The sequence below is a fragment of the Micromonospora sp. NPDC047527 genome (assembly GCF_040643015.1).
Lineage (GTDB): Bacteria > Actinomycetota > Actinomycetes > Mycobacteriales > Micromonosporaceae > Micromonospora.
In genome coordinates, this window is the sequence record NZ_JBEYTK010000004.1 from 74,490 (window position 1) to 90,817 (window position 16,328).

Consider the following 16,328-nt stretch of genomic DNA (forward strand, 5'->3'; position numbering starts at 1 on the left):
CACGTCCTTTGGAGCTGAACCGTTTACGACATCGGCTCCACAACGATCACACGGTGGCCCGGCCGCGTCAGCGGCCGGGGGCCAGCGCGCGCAGCCGGGTGACCGCCTCGGTCAGCACCTCCGGGCGCTTGCAGAAGGCGAAGCGGACCAGCCGCCGGCCAGCGTCGGCGTCGTCGTAGAAGACCTGCGTCGGCACCGCCACCACGCCGCAGCGCTCCGGCAGTGACCGGCAGAACTCCACCCCGTCCGAGCCGCCGAGCGGGGTGATGTCGGCGGTGACGAAGTACGTCCCCTCCGGCACCAGCACCTCGAACCCGGCGTCGGTGAGCCCGCCCACGAGCTGGTCGCGCCCCCGCTGGAGCCCGTCGCGGAAGCCGGTGAAGTAGTCGTCCGGCAGGGCCAGCGCCACAGCGACCGCCGGTTGCAGCGGGGCGGCGTTCACGAAGGTGAGGAACTGCTTCACCCGCAGCACAGCTGACACCAGGGCGGCCGGCCCACTCGCCCAGCCAACCTTCCAGCCCGTACACGAGAAGGTCTTGCCGGCCGACGAGATCCGCAACGTCCGCTCCCGCATCCCGGGCAGGGTGGCCAACGGCACGTGCGGGTTCGACGCGTCGGTGAATACCAGGTGCTCGTACACCTCGTCGGTGACCGCGTACGCGTCGTACTCCTGGCACAGCTCCGCGACCAGCGCCAGCTCGGCCGGCGTGAAGACCTTGCCGGTCGGGTTGTGCGGCGAGTTGAGCAGCACCAGCCGGGTGTGCGGGCCGAACGCCGCGCGCAGTGCCGCCGGGTCGAAGGCGTACCGACCGTCGTCGGCGGGACGCAACGTGACCGGCCGCCGGACCGCGCCGGCCAGTGCGATCGAGGCGGCGTACGAGTCGTAGTACGGCTCGAAGCAGACCACCTCGTCGCCCGGCTCGCAGAGAGCGAGGATGCTCGCCGCCACCGCCTCGGTCGCGCCCGCCGTGATCACGATCTCGCCGTCGGGGTCGTACTCCAGTTCGTAGAACCGCCGCTGGTGGGCCGCGACCGCCGCGCGCAGGGCGGGAATCCCCGGACCGGGCGGGTACTGGTTCTGCCCGCCGCGCAGCGCCTCGGCCGCGGCGGCCAGCATCTCCGGTGGGCCGTCGGTGTCCGGGAAGCCCTGGCCCAGGTTGACCGCGCCGGTACGCACGGCGAGGGCGGACATCTCGGCGAAGATCGTCGTGCCGAACGGCCGCATCCGGGCCACCAGCGGGTCGACATCGGTGCTCGTCGTCACCTGCGCCAGCCTACGTCCACCCCAGCCTCACGGGTACAAGGGCGGACGCGTCGTCGACCGAACCCAACCAGCCCGCCCCAGCCCGTCGCGCCCGGCCCCGGCCGGTCGCGCCCGGCCCCGGCCGGTCGCGCCCGGCCCTGGTTCGCCCGGCCCTGGTCCGGCTCGAGCCCGCTCCCGCTTCCGCCCGTCGATCATGGAGTTGTGGTGGGGGACAAGGCGGTCAATGAATCACTAATCGGGCACCACAGCTCGATGATCGACGGCGGGAGCCCGTGTGACCAGGCGCCTCCCGCGCTCCGTCTTGGCGATCTTGCACTCTCTGCCTTGGCATAAGGGGCATTCCACGCATGAGGGCGACGGAAACTGCAAGATCGCCGGGTCGGGTCGGTCGGGGCTGAGTCGGCTAGGTCGGGGCAGGTCGGGGCAGGACGGGCGCGGCACGGCAGGGCGGGGCAGAGGGCGGGGCGGGGCGGGCGAGCAGGGCAGGTGGGGCGGGGGTGGGGTGGGCGTACAGGTGGGGCGGGGTGGTGCTGTGTGGGCGGGGCTGCGGGCGAGGGTGGGGTAACGCGGCTGGGTGGGGTGGGAACGGGTATGGCGCGTCGAGGCTGTGGGCCGGCTCTGTTTCGGCGGTCGGCTTGTCCTGGTCTGGACACTCAACCACTCATCGCTCAGATTCGGTGATTGATAACCCGGCTTTCGAGCAACCGCGATGAGCGAAACTGGGTTAGGCTGCGGGCCATGTGTGGAATCGTGGGATACGCGGGCGCGCGCCCCGCACTGGGCATCGTGCTCGACGGGCTGCGGCGGCTGGAATACCGCGGCTACGACTCGGCGGGCGTCGCGATCGTCTGCGACGACCAACTGCTGACCGAGAAGAAGGCCGGCAAGCTCGCCAACCTGGAGAAGGTGCTCTCCGAGCGGGCCGCCGACGACCCGACCTCCTGCGCGGCCAGCCCGATCGGCATCGGTGACGGCATGACCGGCATCGGGCACACCCGCTGGGCCACCCACGGCGGCCCGACCGACCGCAACGCCCACCCGCACACCGCCCCTGACGGCCGGGTCGCGGTCATCCACAACGGCATCATCGAGAATTTCGCCAAGCTCCGCGCCGAGCTGGAGGCCGACGGCGTCCAGTTCACCAGCGACACCGACACCGAGTGCGCCGCGCACCTGCTCTCCGCCGCGCTGGCCGACCTGCGTGCCGCTGGCCAGCCGGACAGCCCGCAGCTGCTCGCCGCCGCCATGCGGGTGGTCTGCCAGCGGCTGGAGGGCGCGTTCACCCTGCTCGCGGTCGACGCCGCGGTGCCCGGCGCGGTCGTCGGTGCCCGGCGTAGCTCGCCGTTGGTGGTCGGCCGGGGCGACGGGGAGAACTACCTGGCCAGCGACGTGGCCGCGTTCATCGAGCACACCCGGGACGCGGTGGAGCTGGGCCAGGACCAGATCGTCCTGATCACCGGCGACAGCATCGAGATCACCGACTTCGACGGCCAGCCCGCCGCCGGCAAGGACTTCCACATCGACTGGGACTCGTCGGCTGCCGAGAAGGGTGGCTACGACTGGTTCATGCTCAAGGAGATCGAGGAGCAGCCGCAGGCCATCGCCGACACACTGCTCGGCCGGCTCACCGAGACCGGTGAGATCGCCCTGGACGAGGTCCGCCTCAGCGACCAGGATCTGCGCGACGTCGACAAGATCTTCATCGTGGCCTGCGGCACGGCGTACCACTCCGGCATGGTCGCCAAGTACGCCATCGAGCACTGGACCCGGATCCCCTGCGAGGTGGAGCTGGCCAGCGAGTTCCGCTACCGCGACCCGGTGCTCGACCGGTCCACGCTGATCGTGGTGATCTCGCAGTCCGGCGAGACGATGGACACCCTGATGGCGCTGCGGCACGCCAAGGAGCAGAAGGCCCGGGTGCTGGCCATCTGCAACACCAACGGCTCGACGATTCCCCGCGAGTCCGACGCCGTGCTCTACACCCACGGCGGGCCGGAGATCGCCGTCGCCTCCACAAAGGCGTTCCTCACCCAGCTCGTCGCCTGCTATCTGATCGGGCTGCACCTGGCCCAGGTACGCGGCATCAAGTTCGCCGACGAGGTAGGCGCGGTCGTCGCCCAGTTGCAGGAGATGCCGGGCAAGCTGCGTGAGCTGCTGGACCGGATCGAGCCCGTCCGCGAGCTGGCCCGCGAGCTGAAGTCCGAGCCCACCATCCTGTTCATCGGCCGGCACGTCGGCTACCCGGTCGCGCTGGAAGGCGCACTCAAGCTCAAGGAACTGGCGTACATGCACGCCGAGGGCTTCGCGGCCGGCGAGCTGAAGCACGGCCCGATCGCTCTGATCGACAAGGGCACCCCGGTGATCTGCGTGGTGCCGTCGCCGGTCGGCCGGGGGATGCTGCACGACAAGGTCGTCTCCAACATCCAGGAGGTACGGGCGCGCGGCGCCCGCACCATCGTGATCGCCGAAGAGGGCGACGAGGCTGTCGTCCGGTACGCCGACCACCTGATCTACGTGCCGCGTACGCCGACCCTGCTGGCGCCCCTGGTCACCACGGTGCCGCTCCAGGTGCTCGCCGCCGAGATCGCCGCCGCCCGGGGGCACGACGTGGACCAGCCCCGCAACCTGGCCAAGTCGGTCACCGTCGAGTAGCCCTCAGCGGCCCAGCACGACCCGGGCCATCCCGTCCAGTGCGGGGTTGCCCGGGTCCCAGTAACCGGAGTGCCCGCCCGGGCCACTGCGGAAGACCCGACCGCCGAACCCGGGATCGGATGGATCGTGACCGAACCACAGCTCGTGGCCGGTGCGGTCGGGCCAGCCCAGCACGGCGGCGAGTGGCGCCGTGCCGAGCAGGGCCCGCCGGCCCAGCTCGTCCACCGGCTGGGCCAGGCGGATCACGTCGTCGGGGGCCTGGCTGGCCCAGACTTGCGCCGGTGGCACGCCCAACTCGCCGGCGTGTGCCGCACCGACCCCGGGTGAGCCGACGAACACCAGCGCGTCGGCGGCCAACCCGTGCTCCCGGGCGGCCACACCCACCACGAGCGACCCGTAGCTGTGCCCGAGCACGGTCTGCCGCGCAGGAGGTCCCTCGTGGCTGGCGCGCAGCCCTTCCTGGAAGCGGTGCAGCGCCGGGCCCGCATCCCGGGCCTGGCCGGCCGACGCCGCCTCGTGGAGGAAATCCGGCGCGTCGTAGTCCAGCCAGAGCACCGCCGCGCTGCGCTCACCCGGGGCGAGCGCAGCGCACCGGTCCAGGACCCGCGCCGCCCGACCCAGCTCGCCGGGGGCGTCGTCCAGACCGGAGCCCGTCCCCGGCACGTACGTCAACACCCGGTCGGCCTGGTCCGGGTCGCCGAGCGCCACCACCACCCGGCCCTCGCCTGCGGGATCCAGCCCCAGCAGGTACGCCCGCGGTTCCCCGGCCACCGTCAGGCGCTCGGCCAGCGCGTCCAGGCCGGCCAGCCGCGCCGCCACCGCCCGCAGCCGAACCGAGGCGACCGGCCCCGGAGGAACCCGTGCCAGCAACCGTCGCCGCTCGGCGAGCAACTCCGCACGCCGGGACCCGAGCAGCAGCCGGTTGGCCTGGTCACGGGCGGCCACCGGCACCCCGTCCAGGCGGCCGACCAGGGCCGGCTCGCGCAGGACCAGCCATCGCCGCTGGGCTGGGGTCAACCCGGACCACCAGGCGCGCACCAGGGCCGGCGAGGCCCCGGAATCGGGTCGACCGGGCGGCGGCGGGGAAGCCCAGCCGGACGCGGCGGCGCGGGCCAGCTCGTCCAACCGGGCGGCGGCTGCCCGGTCCGCCGCCCCGGCCCGGTCGAGCGCGTCCCGCAGCGCCGCCGCCACCCGTGCCGCCGCCAGGCCGGTCCGCTCGGTGGGCCGCACTCGGGCCGGATCGACGTGCACCCCGCCCGCCCGGTCCACCGCCAGACCGGCCGCATCGGCCAGGGCGACCGCCTCGCCAAGCCGGGCCTTCGCCGCCACCAGCCGTCCGGCCAGATCGGCCAGCACCTGGTCGGCCTCGATCAGCGCGGGCGTCACCGACACCAGCTCGTCGCGCAGACCGCCGAGCCGGGCGTCGGCCGCCGTGGCCGCCGCACCGGACCAACCGCCCCGCAACCGCCCGGCAGCACCGCCCAACCCGTCGACGCGCCCCTGCACCGGCCCGGTCAGCCCGGCCCAGGCCGCGCCGGCGGCCCGCCACCCGCCGGGGTCGGCCTCCCAGAGCTGCCGGTAGCCGACGCCGGTCACCGGGGCAGGGAGGTGAACCGGCCGGCGGCCCGGTCGTCCACCGTCTCGTACGCCTCGGCCGACGCCCGCACTCCACCGGCGGCCGCCGCCACCCGGGCACCCAGCCGGCGGAACCAGGCGTGCCCGGCCGCCTCCAGCCCGGCCAGAGCCGCGGCAGCCCGCCAACCGGCCGCCGGCACCAGCAGGCCGGGCACCCTGGCCAGGCCCAGCGCCAACCCGTACGCCTCGTCGTCGAGCGCGCCGGCCACAGCGCGCAACTCCTGCGGCCGGACGGTGAACGGCTCCTCGGTCATGACCCCACCCCCGTGGACGATCGGCATCGACGCGCTGACGCTAGACGGGCCTGGGGCGCTCCCGCGGTGCCCTGTGGACAGCCGCTCAGCGCCGTACCCCGTGGTGTCCACAGGCGTTGCCCACGGCGTGCCCGACGGCTAATCTGCGGCCCGCGCCGCCGGTAGGGTGGTCTGGTGATCGTCGCTGTCGGCATCGACGTCGTGCTGGTGGACCGGTTCGCGCGGTCCCTGGCGCGGACGCCGCTGCTCGCCGACCGGCTCTTCACCCACGCCGAGCGCGCCACCCGATCCGGCAGCCCGCGCTCGCCTGAGTCGCTCGCCGCCCGCTTCGCCGCGAAGGAGGCCGTCGCCAAGGCGCTCGGCGCCCCGGCCGGGCTGAGCTGGCACGACTGCGAGATCGTGCCCGACCCGGACGGCCGTCCCTGGCTGACGGTCTCCGGCACCGTCGCGGCGGCGGCCGTCGCGCGGGGGATCAACAACTGGCATCTCTCGCTGTCGCACGACGGCGGGATCGCGTCGGCCATGGTGGTCGCGGAACGGTGACGTCGATTGGGTGGGCCCGGCCGGCCCGCCCGCGAACCGGATGGGACACGGTGACATGAGACCGGTGTGGCGGGTGGCCGACGTACGGGCGGCCGAGGCGGGGCTGATGGGCACGCTGCCGGAGGGCACGCTGATGCAGCGCGCCGCCGCCGGGCTGGCCCGCCGGGCCGCGCTTCTGCTCGCCGAGCGGGGCGGGGTGTACGGCGGTCGGGTGCTGCTGCTGGTCGGCTCCGGTGACAACGGCGGCGACGCGCTCTACGCCGGGGAACGGCTGGCCCGCCGGGGCGTCGAGGTGTCCGCCCTGCTGATCACCCCCGGACGGGCGCACGCCTCGGGCCTGGCCGCGCTGCGGGCCGCCGGTGGCCGACTGGTCGACCGCCCGGACGGCCCGGTCGACCTGGTCCTCGACGGCATCGTCGGCATCGGTGGCACGGGCGGGCTGCGGGCGAGCGCCGACGAGATGGTCCAGCGCCTCGACGCGCTGCGCGGCCGGGACGGCGACCGGGCCACCGTGCTGGCCGTCGACGTGCCGAGCGGGGTTGCGGTGGACACCGGGCACGTCCCGCTGGCCGCGTCCGGCCGGCCCACCGCGGTACGCGCCGACGTGACGGTGACGTTCGGCGCGCTGAAGCCCGCCCTGGTGGTCGGGCCGGCAGCCGCGCTGGCCGGGCAGGTGGAACTTGTCGACATCGGGCTGCGGCCGTGGCTGCGGGGCACACCCGCGCTGCGGGTCACCGAGTGGTCCGACGTCGTGCAGTGGTGGCCGGAGCTGGGCGCGGCGTCGGAGAAGTACACCCGGGGCGTGGTCGGGGTGGCGACCGGCTCGGCGACGTACCCGGGTGCGGCGGTGCTCTCCGTCGGCGGGGCCCTCGCGGGGCCGACCGGGCTGGTCCGCTACGCCGGCGGTGCCCGGGTCGAGGTGCTGCACCAGCACCCCTCGGTGATCGCCACCGATCGGGTCGCCGAGGCCGGCCGGGTGCAGGCCTGGGTGTGCGGCTCCGGGTTGGGCACCGGCGACGACGCGGCGGCCGAACTGCGAGCCGTCCTGGCCGCCCCGGTGCCCGTGGTGCTCGACGCCGACGCGCTGACCCTGCTGGTGGACGGCTCCCTCGCCGACCGGCTGCGCGGCCGGGACGCGCCGATCGTGGTCACCCCGCACGACCGGGAGTTCACCCGGCTCTGCGGGGAGGAGCCCGGCGCCGACCGGGTCGGGGCCGCACTGCGGCTGGCCGCCTGGATGAACGCGGTGGTGCTGCTCAAGGGGGACCGCACGGTCATCGGCACGCCGGACGGCCGGGCGTACGTCAACCCGACCGGCACTCCGGCGTTGGCCACCGGCGGCACGGGTGACGTGCTGGCCGGGCTGCTCGGCTCGTTCCTGGCCGCCGGGGTGCCGGCGGACCGCGCCGCCGCCGCTGCCGCGTACCTGCACGGGCTGGCCGGTCGGGAGGCGGCCCGGGGCGGCCCGGTGACGGCGCCCGACGTGGCGGCCGCGCTGCGTCCGGTCATCGCCCGGCTGGGCGGATCGTGACGGTTTCGGGTCAGCTGGTCGGATCGGCGGGTCGGGCCGTGCGTCGCCGCCCGCAGTGATCAGGGCGGAAAGTAGGCTGGGTGCATGTGGCAGGCCGAGGTACGCGTTGATCTCGACGCGATCCGCGAGAACGTGAGCCGGCTCCGCTCCGGCACCACCGCCGAGGTGATGGCGGTGGTCAAGGGCGACGGGTACGGCCACGGCATGCTCCCGGTCGCCCGCGCGGCCCTCGACGCGGGAGCCGACTGGCTCGGCGTCTGCACCCTCGACGAGGCGCTCACGCTGCGTCGAGCCGGGATCACCGCGCCGGTGCTGGCCTGGCTGCTCGCACCCGGGTTGCCGCTGCACGAGGGGGTCAGTGCCGGTGTGGACCTCGGCGCGGCCAGCCTGTCCCAGTTGGACGAGATGGTTGAGGCGAGCCGGCGTGCCGAGCGTCCGGCCCGACTGCACCTGAAGATCGACACGGGGTTGTCCCGGGGTGGCGCGACAGTCGCCGACTGGCCGGCGCTGCTGGACGCCGCCGCCAAGGCGCAGGCCGACGGCCTCGTCGAGGTGGTCGGTGTGTGGAGCCACTTCGTGTACGCGGACATGCCCGGCCACCCGACCACCGATCGGCAGCTCGCCGTCTTCCACGAGGGCCTGGCCATGGTCGAGCGGGCCGGCCTGCGGCCGCGCTGGCGGCACCTGGCCAACTCGGCGGCCACCCTGACCCGCCCCGACACCCACTTCGACCTGGTCCGCCCGGGGCTGGCCGTCTACGGTCTCTCCCCGGTGGCCGGCGACACGTACGGGCTGCGGCCGGCGATGACCGCACGGGCCCGGGTGATGCTCACCAAGCGGGTGCCCGCCGGCACCGGCGTCTCCTACGGGCACACCTACACCACGGCGGCGGACGCGAACCTGGCCGTGGTGCCCCTCGGGTACGCCGACGGCGTGCCCCGGCACGCGTCCAACACCGGGCCCGTGCAGCTCGCCGGCGCGCGGCGGACCATCTCCGGGCGGGTCTGCATGGACCAGTTCGTGATCGACTGCGGGGACGACCCGGTGGTCGACGGCGACGTGGCGACGCTGTTCGGTGACGGCACCGACGGCGCACCGACCGCCGACGACTGGGCCGAGGCGGTCGGCACGATCAACTACGAGATCGTCACCCGGTTCGGCAGTACGCGCGTACCCCGGCTGTATGACGGCGAACGACCATGAGTTATCGGATTCCGCGTCCTCGGACGGCGGCCGGCCGGGTCGCCGGCCTGCTGGGCGCCGCGGTGGGGGTGGCCGCGGCCGGCCTGGCCGCCGGCGTCGCGACCGAACGCACCCTGGTGCGCCGGCTCAAGGCCGACCCGACCGACCGCTACGCGCACGAGACGTTCGACGAGCAGCCGTGTGACGAGGCGTTCCGGCTGGAGTTGCCGGACGGCACCGACATCCACGTCGAGGTGGTCGAGCCGACCCGCCCGGTGGCCGGGCACCCCACGGTGGTGCTGGTGCACGGCTTCTGCCTGGACATGGGCACGTTCCACTTCCAGCGCCAGATGCTCGCCGCGCGCGGCGACTACCGGATCGTCGCGTACGACCAGCCCGGTCACGGCCGGTCCGGCCGATTGGAGACCGGCGAGTACGACCTCGCGGTGCTGGGTCGGACGCTGCGCGAGGTGATCGACCGGACCACCCCGGACGGGCCGCTGGTGCTGGTGGGCCACTCGATGGGCGGCATGACCATCATGGCGTTCGCCGAGCTGTTCCCGGAGCTGTTCGGTGACCGGGTGGTGGGCACCGTGCTGATGGCCACCTCGGGCGGCCTGATCGCGGAGACCAAGCTTGTCGCACCGGCGCTGCTCGGCAGGGTCGGCGCCCCGGTGCTGTACATGGCCAGCAACGCCACCCGGTACGGCGGCCAGGTCATCGACAAGGCACGCAGGTCCACCTCGAACGTGGCCTGGCTGCTCACGCGCAGGTACGGCTTCGGCACGCGCAAGCCCAGCCCGGCGCTGGTGTCCTACGTGGAGACGATGAACTCACGGACGTCGGCCGACACGGTGACCCGTTACCTGCGGACCATCGCCACGCACTCGCGATTCCCGGCGCTGGCCGCGCTGGCGAACGCCCCGGTGCTGGTGGTCGTCGGCGACAAGGACATGATCACTCCGGTGACCCACTCCGAGGAGATCGTCCGGCGGTTGCCGCACGCCGAGTTCGTCAAGATCGAGGACAGCGGGCACGTGGTGATGCTGGAGCACGCCGACGAGGTCAACGCCGCCCTGGAGCGGTTTCTCGGGTCACTGGAGAGCGTGGAGGACCGGTGAGTCACGTCGTCAAACTGCCGACAGTCGAGGACACCCGGGAGTTCGGCCGTCGGCTGGCCGGGCTGCTGCGGGCCGGTGACCTGGTGCTGTTGACCGGCCCGCTGGGTGCCGGCAAGACCGCGCTCACCCAGGGCGTCGGTGCGGGGCTCGGCGTACTCGGGGACATCACCTCTCCGACGTTCGTGATCGCCCGGGTGCACCGGCCCGATCCGGCACGGGGCGGCCGGGTGTCGTTGGTGCACGCCGACGCGTACCGGCTGGGCGACGCCAGCGATCCGCGTGCCGAGATCGACGACCTGGACCTGGACGCCTCGGTGGACGAGTCGGTGACCGTGGTGGAGTGGGGCGAGGGCCTGGTGGAGCAGTTGGTCGACGCGCACCTTCGCGTCCGCATCGACCGCCGCGACGACGACACCCGGATCATCGAGCTGGACCCGGTGGGTGGTGACTGGGCCCGGCGGCTGGCCGATCTGGGTTAGGCCGGCGGGCCACTGTCGTACGCGATGCCTAGAGTGCGGGGGACCGACCCGCGCTGTGAGAGGTTCCTGATGCCCGACGACGCCCCCGCCCTGGATCTGTTGGCCCTGTTGCCGGAGCAGTGGCGTGCCGTGCTCACCCCACACCTGGACCCGGCCCGCACGGCCGCGCTGGCCGAGTTCGTCGCCCGGGAGTACGCGACACACACCGTCTTCCCGCCGCTGGCGGACCTGTTCTCGGCATATCAGCTCTGCCCGCCGCAGGGCACCCGCGTGTTGATCCTCGGGCAGGATCCCTACCACCGGGCCGGGCAGGCCCACGGGCTGAGCTTCAGCGTCCGGGACGGGGTGGCGGTGCCGCCGTCGCTGCGCAACGTCTTCAAGGAGTTGGGCGAGGACCTGGGCGTGCCCAAGCCGCCCAACGGCAACCTCGCCGGCTGGGCCGCCCAGGGCGTGCTGCTGCTCAACGCGGTGCTGACCGTGCGCCAGGCCACGCCGGGCTCGCACGCCAACGCCGGCTGGGAAGAGTTCACCGACGCCACCATCCGGGCGCTGGACGCGTCGCCGGACCGGGTGGTCTTCCTGCTCTGGGGCGGCTACGCCCGTAAGAAGGCCGCCCTGGTCACCAACCCGCAGCACGTGGTGCTGGAGGCCGGTCACCCCAGCCCGATGAACCCGCGCGGCTTTCTCGGGAGCCGTCCGTTCAGCGCGGCCAACAAGGCCCTCGCCGACGCTGGCCTGCCCACCATCGACTGGGAACGCACCACCGGCTGACCGCGCCGGCTGTCTGCCGACTGCGCGCCGGCTGTCTGCTGACCGCGCCGGTACGCTGGGCGTGGCGCGCCGCTCGTCTGGCCGGTCGTGCCGGTGCGGCCTCCGCTGCCGGCCGGTGGGTCAAGCCTCGCTGGCCAGCTGCCGGGCCCGATAGCGGCGCAGCAGCTCGGCGGCCCGCAGTTCGGTCAATTCCAGCTCGACCAGTGGCACCACCTGGTAACCCCGCCCGTCGTGGCGTACCTCGATCGTTTCGGGCAGTTCATCGCACATCGTGGCCTTGATTTCGCCGTAGCGGGTCGACCAGCGGTGCTCGCCCTGCTCCTCGGGGTCCAACCACACCCCGCCGAACTCGCCCCAGCGGGCGTTCCACCGCTGGCCGTAGTTCGCCTCCAGCCAGCGGGTGAACTGTTTCGAGTCCTGCCATCGCAGCGCGATCTCCAGCGCGTCGACCGGCACCGGCGCGCCCTGCAACAGCGCCGCGGTGCTTCCGGTGATCACCTGCGGGAGACCGGGGAGCCGGTCGAGCAACCGATCCAGACCCAGCTCATCGATCCGCTCGGCGATCGGTCGGGCGGCCAGGTCGTCGATCCGGGCGTCGAGGTGCGCGTCGAGAGGCTCAACCCCCACGACCAACTGCACGTCCATCGCGGCGAGCAATCGCTCCAGCAGCGGGATGCTCGGCGTGCGCTCGCCGCGTTCGATGTGGGCCACCGCCCCCTGGCTGACCCCAGCCAGCGCGGCCAACTGACGCTGGCTCAACTCGCGCAGTTGTCGTTGTTGCCGCACTGCGGCGCCGAGGAGGGAGACAAGGCGAGTGGAAGACATCCCGGCATGGTGGACCAGGCCGAGATGCCCGCGAAACCAGTACGGCGTATTGACGACTCGGCGTCGCTCCGGCCGAGGGCTGCTCCGGCCGATGACCTGTGGGCGGGCGGGGGGCCCTGTCCCGATGAGCGTGATGTCTGTGAGACATCAAAATGTCTCACAGACATCACGCTCGTTGAGGGATGCGCCTCCCGTCACCGTCGAGTGGCTGACCAGGCCGCAGACGGTGGCCGCGAGGGGTGGGCCGGAACGGCGGCCGCTCGCGGTGGCAACCGGTAGGGCCGGAGCGACGCCTATGCGGCGGGTGGCGAGGCTGTGGGCGTGGGCGGGAGCTTGACCGGGGCGGGGCGTGACCGGGTGGTGGCGGTGGGGCGGCTAGGCTGGCTTACCGTGCTCGTACTCGTGGTGGACAGCTCAACCCCCGCGGTGACCGCAGCGTTGGTGGAGATCTCGGCTGCCGGCCTGACGTCCCGTGCGTACCGGTGCACGGTCGACGCCCGCGCGCACGGTGAACTGCTCGCGCCCCAGATCGACGCGGTCCTCGCCGACGTCGACGCGCGCCCGCGTGACCTGACCGCCATCGTCGCCGGGCTCGGCCCGGGGCCGTTCACCGGGCTGCGGGTCGGCCTGGTCACCGCCGCCACGATGGGTCAGGTGCTCGGCATCCCCACGTACGGCGTCTGTTCCCTGGACGGGATCGGCCACCCGGCAGCCGCCGGCGAGCCGGTGCTGGCTGCCAGCGACGCGCGCCGCCGGGAACTGTACTGGGCCGTCTACGACGGCGCCGGCCAGCGCATCCTCGGCCCCGAGGTGTCCACGCCGGTGGTGGCCGCCGCGCACGCCCGGGAGTTGGGTGCGACGGTCGCGGTGGGCGACGGTGCGCACCGGTACGCCGAGGTCCTGGAGCTGCCGGTCCGGGTCGAGCCCCGCTACCCGGATGCCACCGTGCTGGCGCGGCTCGCCGCCGAGCGGATCCGGGCCGGCGCCCCCGGTGAGCGACTCACCCCGCTCTATCTGCGCCGTCCGGACGCCGTGGCAGCGACCGGGCGCAAACCGGTCCTTCCGTGAGCACGACCGTCCGGCTGGACCCGTTCCGCTGGTGGCACGTCGAGCAGGCGATGCCGATCGAGGCGGACCTGTTCGGCGCCGAACAGTGGTCGCCCGCCATGTTCTGGAACGAGCTGGCCAACGGGCACTACTACCGGGTCGCCGCCGACACCGACGGGACCGTCCTCGGCTACGCCGGGCTCGCCGGAGCCCCGCCGGACGAGGTGTGGGTGCAGAACATCGCCGTCCGACGGGACGTCCAGAGGCGCGGCGTGGGACGTGCCCTGCTGGAGGACCTTCTCGCCGAGGCCGCCCGGCGAGGCGCCCGCAACACCCTGCTGGAGGTCGCCGTGGACAACGCCGCCGCGCAGCGGCTCTACGCGATGTACGGGTTCGAGCCGATCGGGGTGCGGCGCGGCTACTACCAACCGAGCAACACCGACGCGCTGGTCATGCAGCGCGTCGCCGAGCCGACCGGAGATGGACCACACGACGATGGCTGACGAACCGCTGATCCTGGGCATCGAGACCTCCTGCGACGAGACCGGCGTCGGCATCGTGCGGGGGCACACCCTGCTGGCCGACGCGCTCGCGTCAAGCGTCGAGGAGCACGCCCGCTTCGGTGGCGTGGTGCCCGAGGTGGCCAGCCGGGCCCACCTGGAGGCCATCGTGCCGACCATGCAGCGGGCCCTGACGGAGGCCGGGGTCACCCTCGCCGACATCGACGCCATCGCGGTCACCTCCGGGCCGGGGCTCGCCGGCGCCCTGCTGGTCGGCGTGGCCGCCGCCAAGGGGTACGCGCTGGCCGCCGAGAAGCCGGTGTACGGCGTCAACCACCTCGCCGCCCACGTCGCGGTGGACACCCTGGAGCACGGGCCGCTGCCGGAACCCGCCATCGCGTTGCTCGTCTCCGGCGGGCACTCGTCCCTGCTGCTCGTCGACGACCTGGCGAGGGGAGTCACCCCGCTCGGGGCCACCATCGACGACGCGGCCGGTGAGGCGTTCGACAAGGTCGCCCGACTGCTCGGGTTGCCGTTCCCGGGCGGGCCGCCCATCGACCGGGAGGCCCGGGCCGGCGACGCCGCCTCGATCGCCTTCCCGCGCGGCCTGACCGCCGCGAAGGACCTCGCCGCCCACCGGTACGACTTCTCGTTCTCGGGGCTGAAGACGGCGGTGGCCCGTTGGGTCGAGGCGCGGCAGCGCGCCGGCGAGCCGGTGCCGGTGGCGGACGTGTCCGCGTCCTTCCAGGAGGCGGTCTGTGACGTGCTGACCAGCAAGGCGCTCGCCGCCTGCCGGGCGAACGGGATCGACACGCTGGTGATCGGCGGGGGAGTTGCGGCGAACTCGCGGCTGCGGGCGCTGGCCGAGCAGCGGGCCGAGAAGTACGGCATCCGGGTCCGGGTGCCCCGGCCGAAGCTGTGCACCGACAACGGGGCGATGGTGGCCGCGCTCGGTTCGCACCTGGTCGCCGCCGGGGTCGCGCCGAGCCGGCTGGACCTGCCGGCCGACTCGGCGCTGCCGCTGACCACGGTCAGCGTGTGACGGGGGCACCGGAGATGATCGTGCGGATGTGGGAGGCGCGTGCCGAGGCGTACGGTGTCGCCGACCTGATCACGTGGGTGTGCGACACCGCCCTGCCCGAGTTGGAGCACGACCCGCTGCACGTGTCCAGCGAGGTCTTCTCCTCCACCGACCACCGGGTGGTGGTCATCTCCAAATGGCGCAGCAACCCGCGTCCGCTGCCCGATCCGCCCGCCCTGTTGGTGGCCCGCGCCCCGCACTCCTGGGATTTCACCCAGGTCGACCGCTGACGGGGGCCACCAGCGCCGCCGCCGCCGATCAGTTGCGGCGCAGCATCCGGTAGGTGGCGATTCCGCCGGTGCCCAGAGCGGCGAGGAAGACCAGCCAGACGACGGTGCTGCTGACCCCGACCTGTGGACCGGTGTTGGCCGCGGCGGCGGCCAGCAGCCCGTCACTGCCGGGAGCGGGCAGCGCGGCCGGCGGCAGCTCCGGCCAGCGGACCAGCCCGGTGCTCTCCAGCATCTGCATGTGGTGCATGACGAAGCCGTTGGCGTCGTCGCAGAGCTTGCGGACGGTCGCGTCGCGGGTGCTGGCCCGCACCGCGCCGATCACCGGGAAGATCTTGCCGTGGGCCACCCGGAGCCGGGTGACGAAGATCTGGTCGAACCGGGCGCCGGAGGCCTTCTGCATCTCCGCCAGCCAGCCCTTCTGCTCGGCGGTCGGCTCGCTGGGAATCGTCGCCCCGAGCTTGTTGGCGGCGTCCACGACGAGCTGGTCGAGCTGCTGGTGCTCGTTGGCGATGCCCGCGCCGATCTCCCGGACCTTGGCCGACTGCCCCTTCTCGGCCGCCATCTGACCGGCGGGCATCTCCCACAGCCCGGCCAGCCGCACCCCGTTGAGCAGCGTCATGTCGGCGGCGTTGAGCTGCTGGCCCCCGGCGGGAGCGGCGACGGCCACGCCGGGCAGCACACCGATCCCCGCGACGATCGCGATGAGCAGCATCGCCGCCCGGTGGGTCCGGTGGCCCGGCTGGCGACGGGCGGATCTGAGCGGTGCCATGTCTGGGGTGCCTCCTCGGTCCGGACCGAACGCGTCTGGACCGGGCAGCCGCTGTCTGCCGGCTGCCCGTCCGTCCACTGGTACGGACTGACCGCTCGATCAGTTCATCGGTCGGGGCGCGGATCAGCGGGTGATGGCGAGGAAACCACCGAGCAGCAGCAGGGTGAGCGCGGCGACGGCGAAGAGCACCAGCAACTCCCGGCGGCCATGCCCGACGGGGTCGCCGCTGCCGGAGGTTTCGGCGCCGGAGCCGGGCAGGGCCGGCAGGTCACGGGTCAGCACCGCCAGGTCACCGAGGGTGCGCGCTGTCCACACCGCAGCGGCCCGGTCGGAGAACTCGTCCAGCGTCAGCCGGCCCGCCGTGGTGTGCCGGTGCAGCTCGGCGACCACCCGGTGGCGGTCGTCGTCGGAGGCACGCAGCTCGACATCCACGCCGGACAGGGT

17 protein-coding genes are annotated in these 16,328 nt (G+C 73.5%); 11 read left to right on the forward strand and 6 right to left on the reverse strand.

The window, feature by feature from the left end:
• Positions 1-67 precede the first annotated feature (67 nt).
• Positions 68-1,264, reverse strand: a complete 1,197-nt coding sequence (locus ABZ808_RS17080) for a pyridoxal phosphate-dependent aminotransferase (RefSeq protein ID WP_357006986.1) — start codon at positions 1,262-1,264, stop codon at positions 68-70.
• 738 nt (positions 1,265-2,002) lie between these two features.
• Here ABZ808_RS17080 and glmS point away from each other — a divergent pair.
• On the forward strand, positions 2,003-3,916 hold the full coding sequence (glmS, locus tag ABZ808_RS17085; protein WP_357006989.1) for a glutamine--fructose-6-phosphate transaminase (isomerizing): 1,914 nt from the start codon (positions 2,003-2,005) through the stop codon (positions 3,914-3,916).
• Between the two features lie 3 nt (positions 3,917-3,919).
• Here the strand turns inward: glmS and ABZ808_RS17090 are convergent, their stop codons facing one another.
• The gene (locus ABZ808_RS17090) at positions 3,920-5,512 is read right to left on the reverse strand and encodes an alpha/beta hydrolase (RefSeq protein WP_357006992.1); all 1,593 of its coding nucleotides are present in this window, start codon (positions 5,510-5,512) and stop codon (positions 3,920-3,922) included.
• Entirely contained in the window at positions 5,509-5,805 is a 297-nt protein-coding gene (locus ABZ808_RS17095) for a type VII secretion target (RefSeq protein WP_357006996.1), read from the reverse strand. The genes ABZ808_RS17090 and ABZ808_RS17095 overlap by 4 nt, the downstream gene beginning before the upstream one ends.
• 174 nt (positions 5,806-5,979) lie before the next feature.
• Between ABZ808_RS17095 and ABZ808_RS17100 the strand changes: the two genes are divergently transcribed.
• From ABZ808_RS17100 to ung, 6 genes are all read left to right on the forward strand, one after another.
• On the forward strand, positions 5,980-6,348 hold the full coding sequence (locus ABZ808_RS17100) for a holo-ACP synthase (RefSeq protein WP_357006999.1): 369 nt from the start codon (positions 5,980-5,982) through the stop codon (positions 6,346-6,348).
• A 55-nt stretch (positions 6,349-6,403) separates the two neighbouring features.
• Positions 6,404-7,879: an NAD(P)H-hydrate dehydratase gene (locus ABZ808_RS17105; RefSeq protein WP_357007002.1), complete on the forward strand. Its 1,476-nt coding sequence runs from the start codon at positions 6,404-6,406 to the stop codon at positions 7,877-7,879.
• 84 nt (positions 7,880-7,963) lie between these two features.
• Positions 7,964-9,082, forward strand: a complete 1,119-nt coding sequence (gene alr, locus ABZ808_RS17110; RefSeq protein WP_357007007.1) for an alanine racemase — start codon at positions 7,964-7,966, stop codon at positions 9,080-9,082.
• Complete coding sequence (locus tag ABZ808_RS17115) at positions 9,079-10,182, forward strand: alpha/beta hydrolase (RefSeq protein WP_357007010.1); 1,104 nt, start codon at positions 9,079-9,081, stop codon at positions 10,180-10,182. The genes alr and ABZ808_RS17115 overlap by 4 nt, the downstream gene beginning before the upstream one ends.
• Positions 10,179-10,661, forward strand: coding sequence for a tRNA (adenosine(37)-N6)-threonylcarbamoyltransferase complex ATPase subunit type 1 TsaE (gene tsaE, locus ABZ808_RS17120; RefSeq protein WP_357007013.1), 483 nt, complete (start codon positions 10,179-10,181; stop codon positions 10,659-10,661). The genes ABZ808_RS17115 and tsaE overlap by 4 nt, the downstream gene beginning before the upstream one ends.
• A 69-nt stretch (positions 10,662-10,730) precedes the next feature.
• A complete protein-coding gene (gene ung / locus ABZ808_RS17125) occupies positions 10,731-11,432 on the forward strand; it encodes a uracil-DNA glycosylase (protein ID WP_357007016.1) in 702 nt (233 codons plus the stop codon).
• Between the two features lie 120 nt (positions 11,433-11,552).
• On the opposite strand, the gene ABZ808_RS17130 is transcribed toward ung, so the two are convergent.
• The gene (locus tag ABZ808_RS17130; protein WP_357007019.1) at positions 11,553-12,257 is read right to left on the reverse strand and encodes a helix-turn-helix transcriptional regulator; all 705 of its coding nucleotides are present in this window, start codon (positions 12,255-12,257) and stop codon (positions 11,553-11,555) included.
• A 390-nt stretch (positions 12,258-12,647) separates the two neighbouring features.
• Here ABZ808_RS17130 and tsaB point away from each other — a divergent pair, with 390 nt between their 5' ends.
• Genes tsaB through ABZ808_RS17150 form a run of 4 tightly spaced genes read left to right on the forward strand, consistent with a single transcriptional unit; the run spans position 12,648 to position 15,115 of the window.
• Positions 12,648-13,325 carry a tRNA (adenosine(37)-N6)-threonylcarbamoyltransferase complex dimerization subunit type 1 TsaB gene (gene tsaB, locus ABZ808_RS17135; RefSeq protein ID WP_357008174.1) on the forward strand — a complete coding sequence of 226 codons (678 nt, stop codon included), beginning with the start codon at positions 12,648-12,650 and terminating at the stop codon, positions 13,323-13,325.
• On the forward strand, positions 13,322-13,807 hold the full coding sequence (rimI, locus tag ABZ808_RS17140) for a ribosomal protein S18-alanine N-acetyltransferase (RefSeq protein WP_357007022.1): 486 nt from the start codon (positions 13,322-13,324) through the stop codon (positions 13,805-13,807). Before tsaB ends, rimI begins: the two co-directional genes overlap by 4 nt.
• On the forward strand, positions 13,800-14,846 hold the full coding sequence (tsaD, locus tag ABZ808_RS17145) for a tRNA (adenosine(37)-N6)-threonylcarbamoyltransferase complex transferase subunit TsaD (protein ID WP_357007025.1): 1,047 nt from the start codon (positions 13,800-13,802) through the stop codon (positions 14,844-14,846). Before rimI ends, tsaD begins: the two co-directional genes overlap by 8 nt.
• Before the next feature lie 14 nt (positions 14,847-14,860).
• A complete protein-coding gene (locus tag ABZ808_RS17150; RefSeq protein ID WP_053660576.1) occupies positions 14,861-15,115 on the forward strand; it encodes a hypothetical protein in 255 nt (84 codons plus the stop codon).
• 28 nt (positions 15,116-15,143) lie between these two features.
• Here ABZ808_RS17150 and ABZ808_RS17155 read toward each other — a convergent pair whose 3' ends face one another.
• Both ABZ808_RS17155 and ABZ808_RS17160 read right to left on the reverse strand, forming a co-directional pair.
• Complete coding sequence (locus ABZ808_RS17155) at positions 15,144-15,884, reverse strand: DUF4142 domain-containing protein (RefSeq protein WP_357007028.1); 741 nt, start codon at positions 15,882-15,884, stop codon at positions 15,144-15,146.
• 123 nt (positions 15,885-16,007) lie between these two features.
• Positions 16,008-16,316, reverse strand: coding sequence for a DUF1707 domain-containing protein (locus ABZ808_RS17160; protein ID WP_357007031.1), 309 nt, complete (start codon positions 16,314-16,316; stop codon positions 16,008-16,010).
• Between the last annotated feature and the right edge of the window lie 12 nt (positions 16,317-16,328).

What these genes read in the sequence shown, in the direction of transcription:
- ABZ808_RS17150 (WP_053660576.1), top strand. Translation starts at nt 14,861, where the DNA reads ATGATCGTGCGGATGTGGGAGGCGCGTGCCGAGGCGTACGGTGTCGCC.
- ABZ808_RS17105 (WP_357007002.1), top strand. Translation starts at nt 6,404, where the DNA reads ATGAGACCGGTGTGGCGGGTGGCCGACGTACGGGCGGCCGAGGCGGGG.
- alr (WP_357007007.1), top strand. Translation starts at nt 7,964, where the DNA reads ATGTGGCAGGCCGAGGTACGCGTTGATCTCGACGCGATCCGCGAGAAC.
- glmS (WP_357006989.1), top strand. Translation starts at nt 2,003, where the DNA reads ATGTGTGGAATCGTGGGATACGCGGGCGCGCGCCCCGCACTGGGCATC.
- ABZ808_RS17115 (WP_357007010.1), top strand. Translation starts at nt 9,079, where the DNA reads ATGAGTTATCGGATTCCGCGTCCTCGGACGGCGGCCGGCCGGGTCGCC.
- tsaD (WP_357007025.1), top strand. Translation starts at nt 13,800, where the DNA reads ATGGCTGACGAACCGCTGATCCTGGGCATCGAGACCTCCTGCGACGAG.
- ung (WP_357007016.1), top strand. Translation starts at nt 10,731, where the DNA reads ATGCCCGACGACGCCCCCGCCCTGGATCTGTTGGCCCTGTTGCCGGAG.
- ABZ808_RS17130 (WP_357007019.1), bottom strand. Translation starts at nt 12,257, where the DNA reads ATGTCTTCCACTCGCCTTGTCTCCCTCCTCGGCGCCGCAGTGCGGCAA.
- ABZ808_RS17155 (WP_357007028.1), bottom strand. Translation starts at nt 15,884, where the DNA reads ATGGCACCGCTCAGATCCGCCCGTCGCCAGCCGGGCCACCGGACCCAC.
- ABZ808_RS17095 (WP_357006996.1), bottom strand. Translation starts at nt 5,805, where the DNA reads ATGACCGAGGAGCCGTTCACCGTCCGGCCGCAGGAGTTGCGCGCTGTG.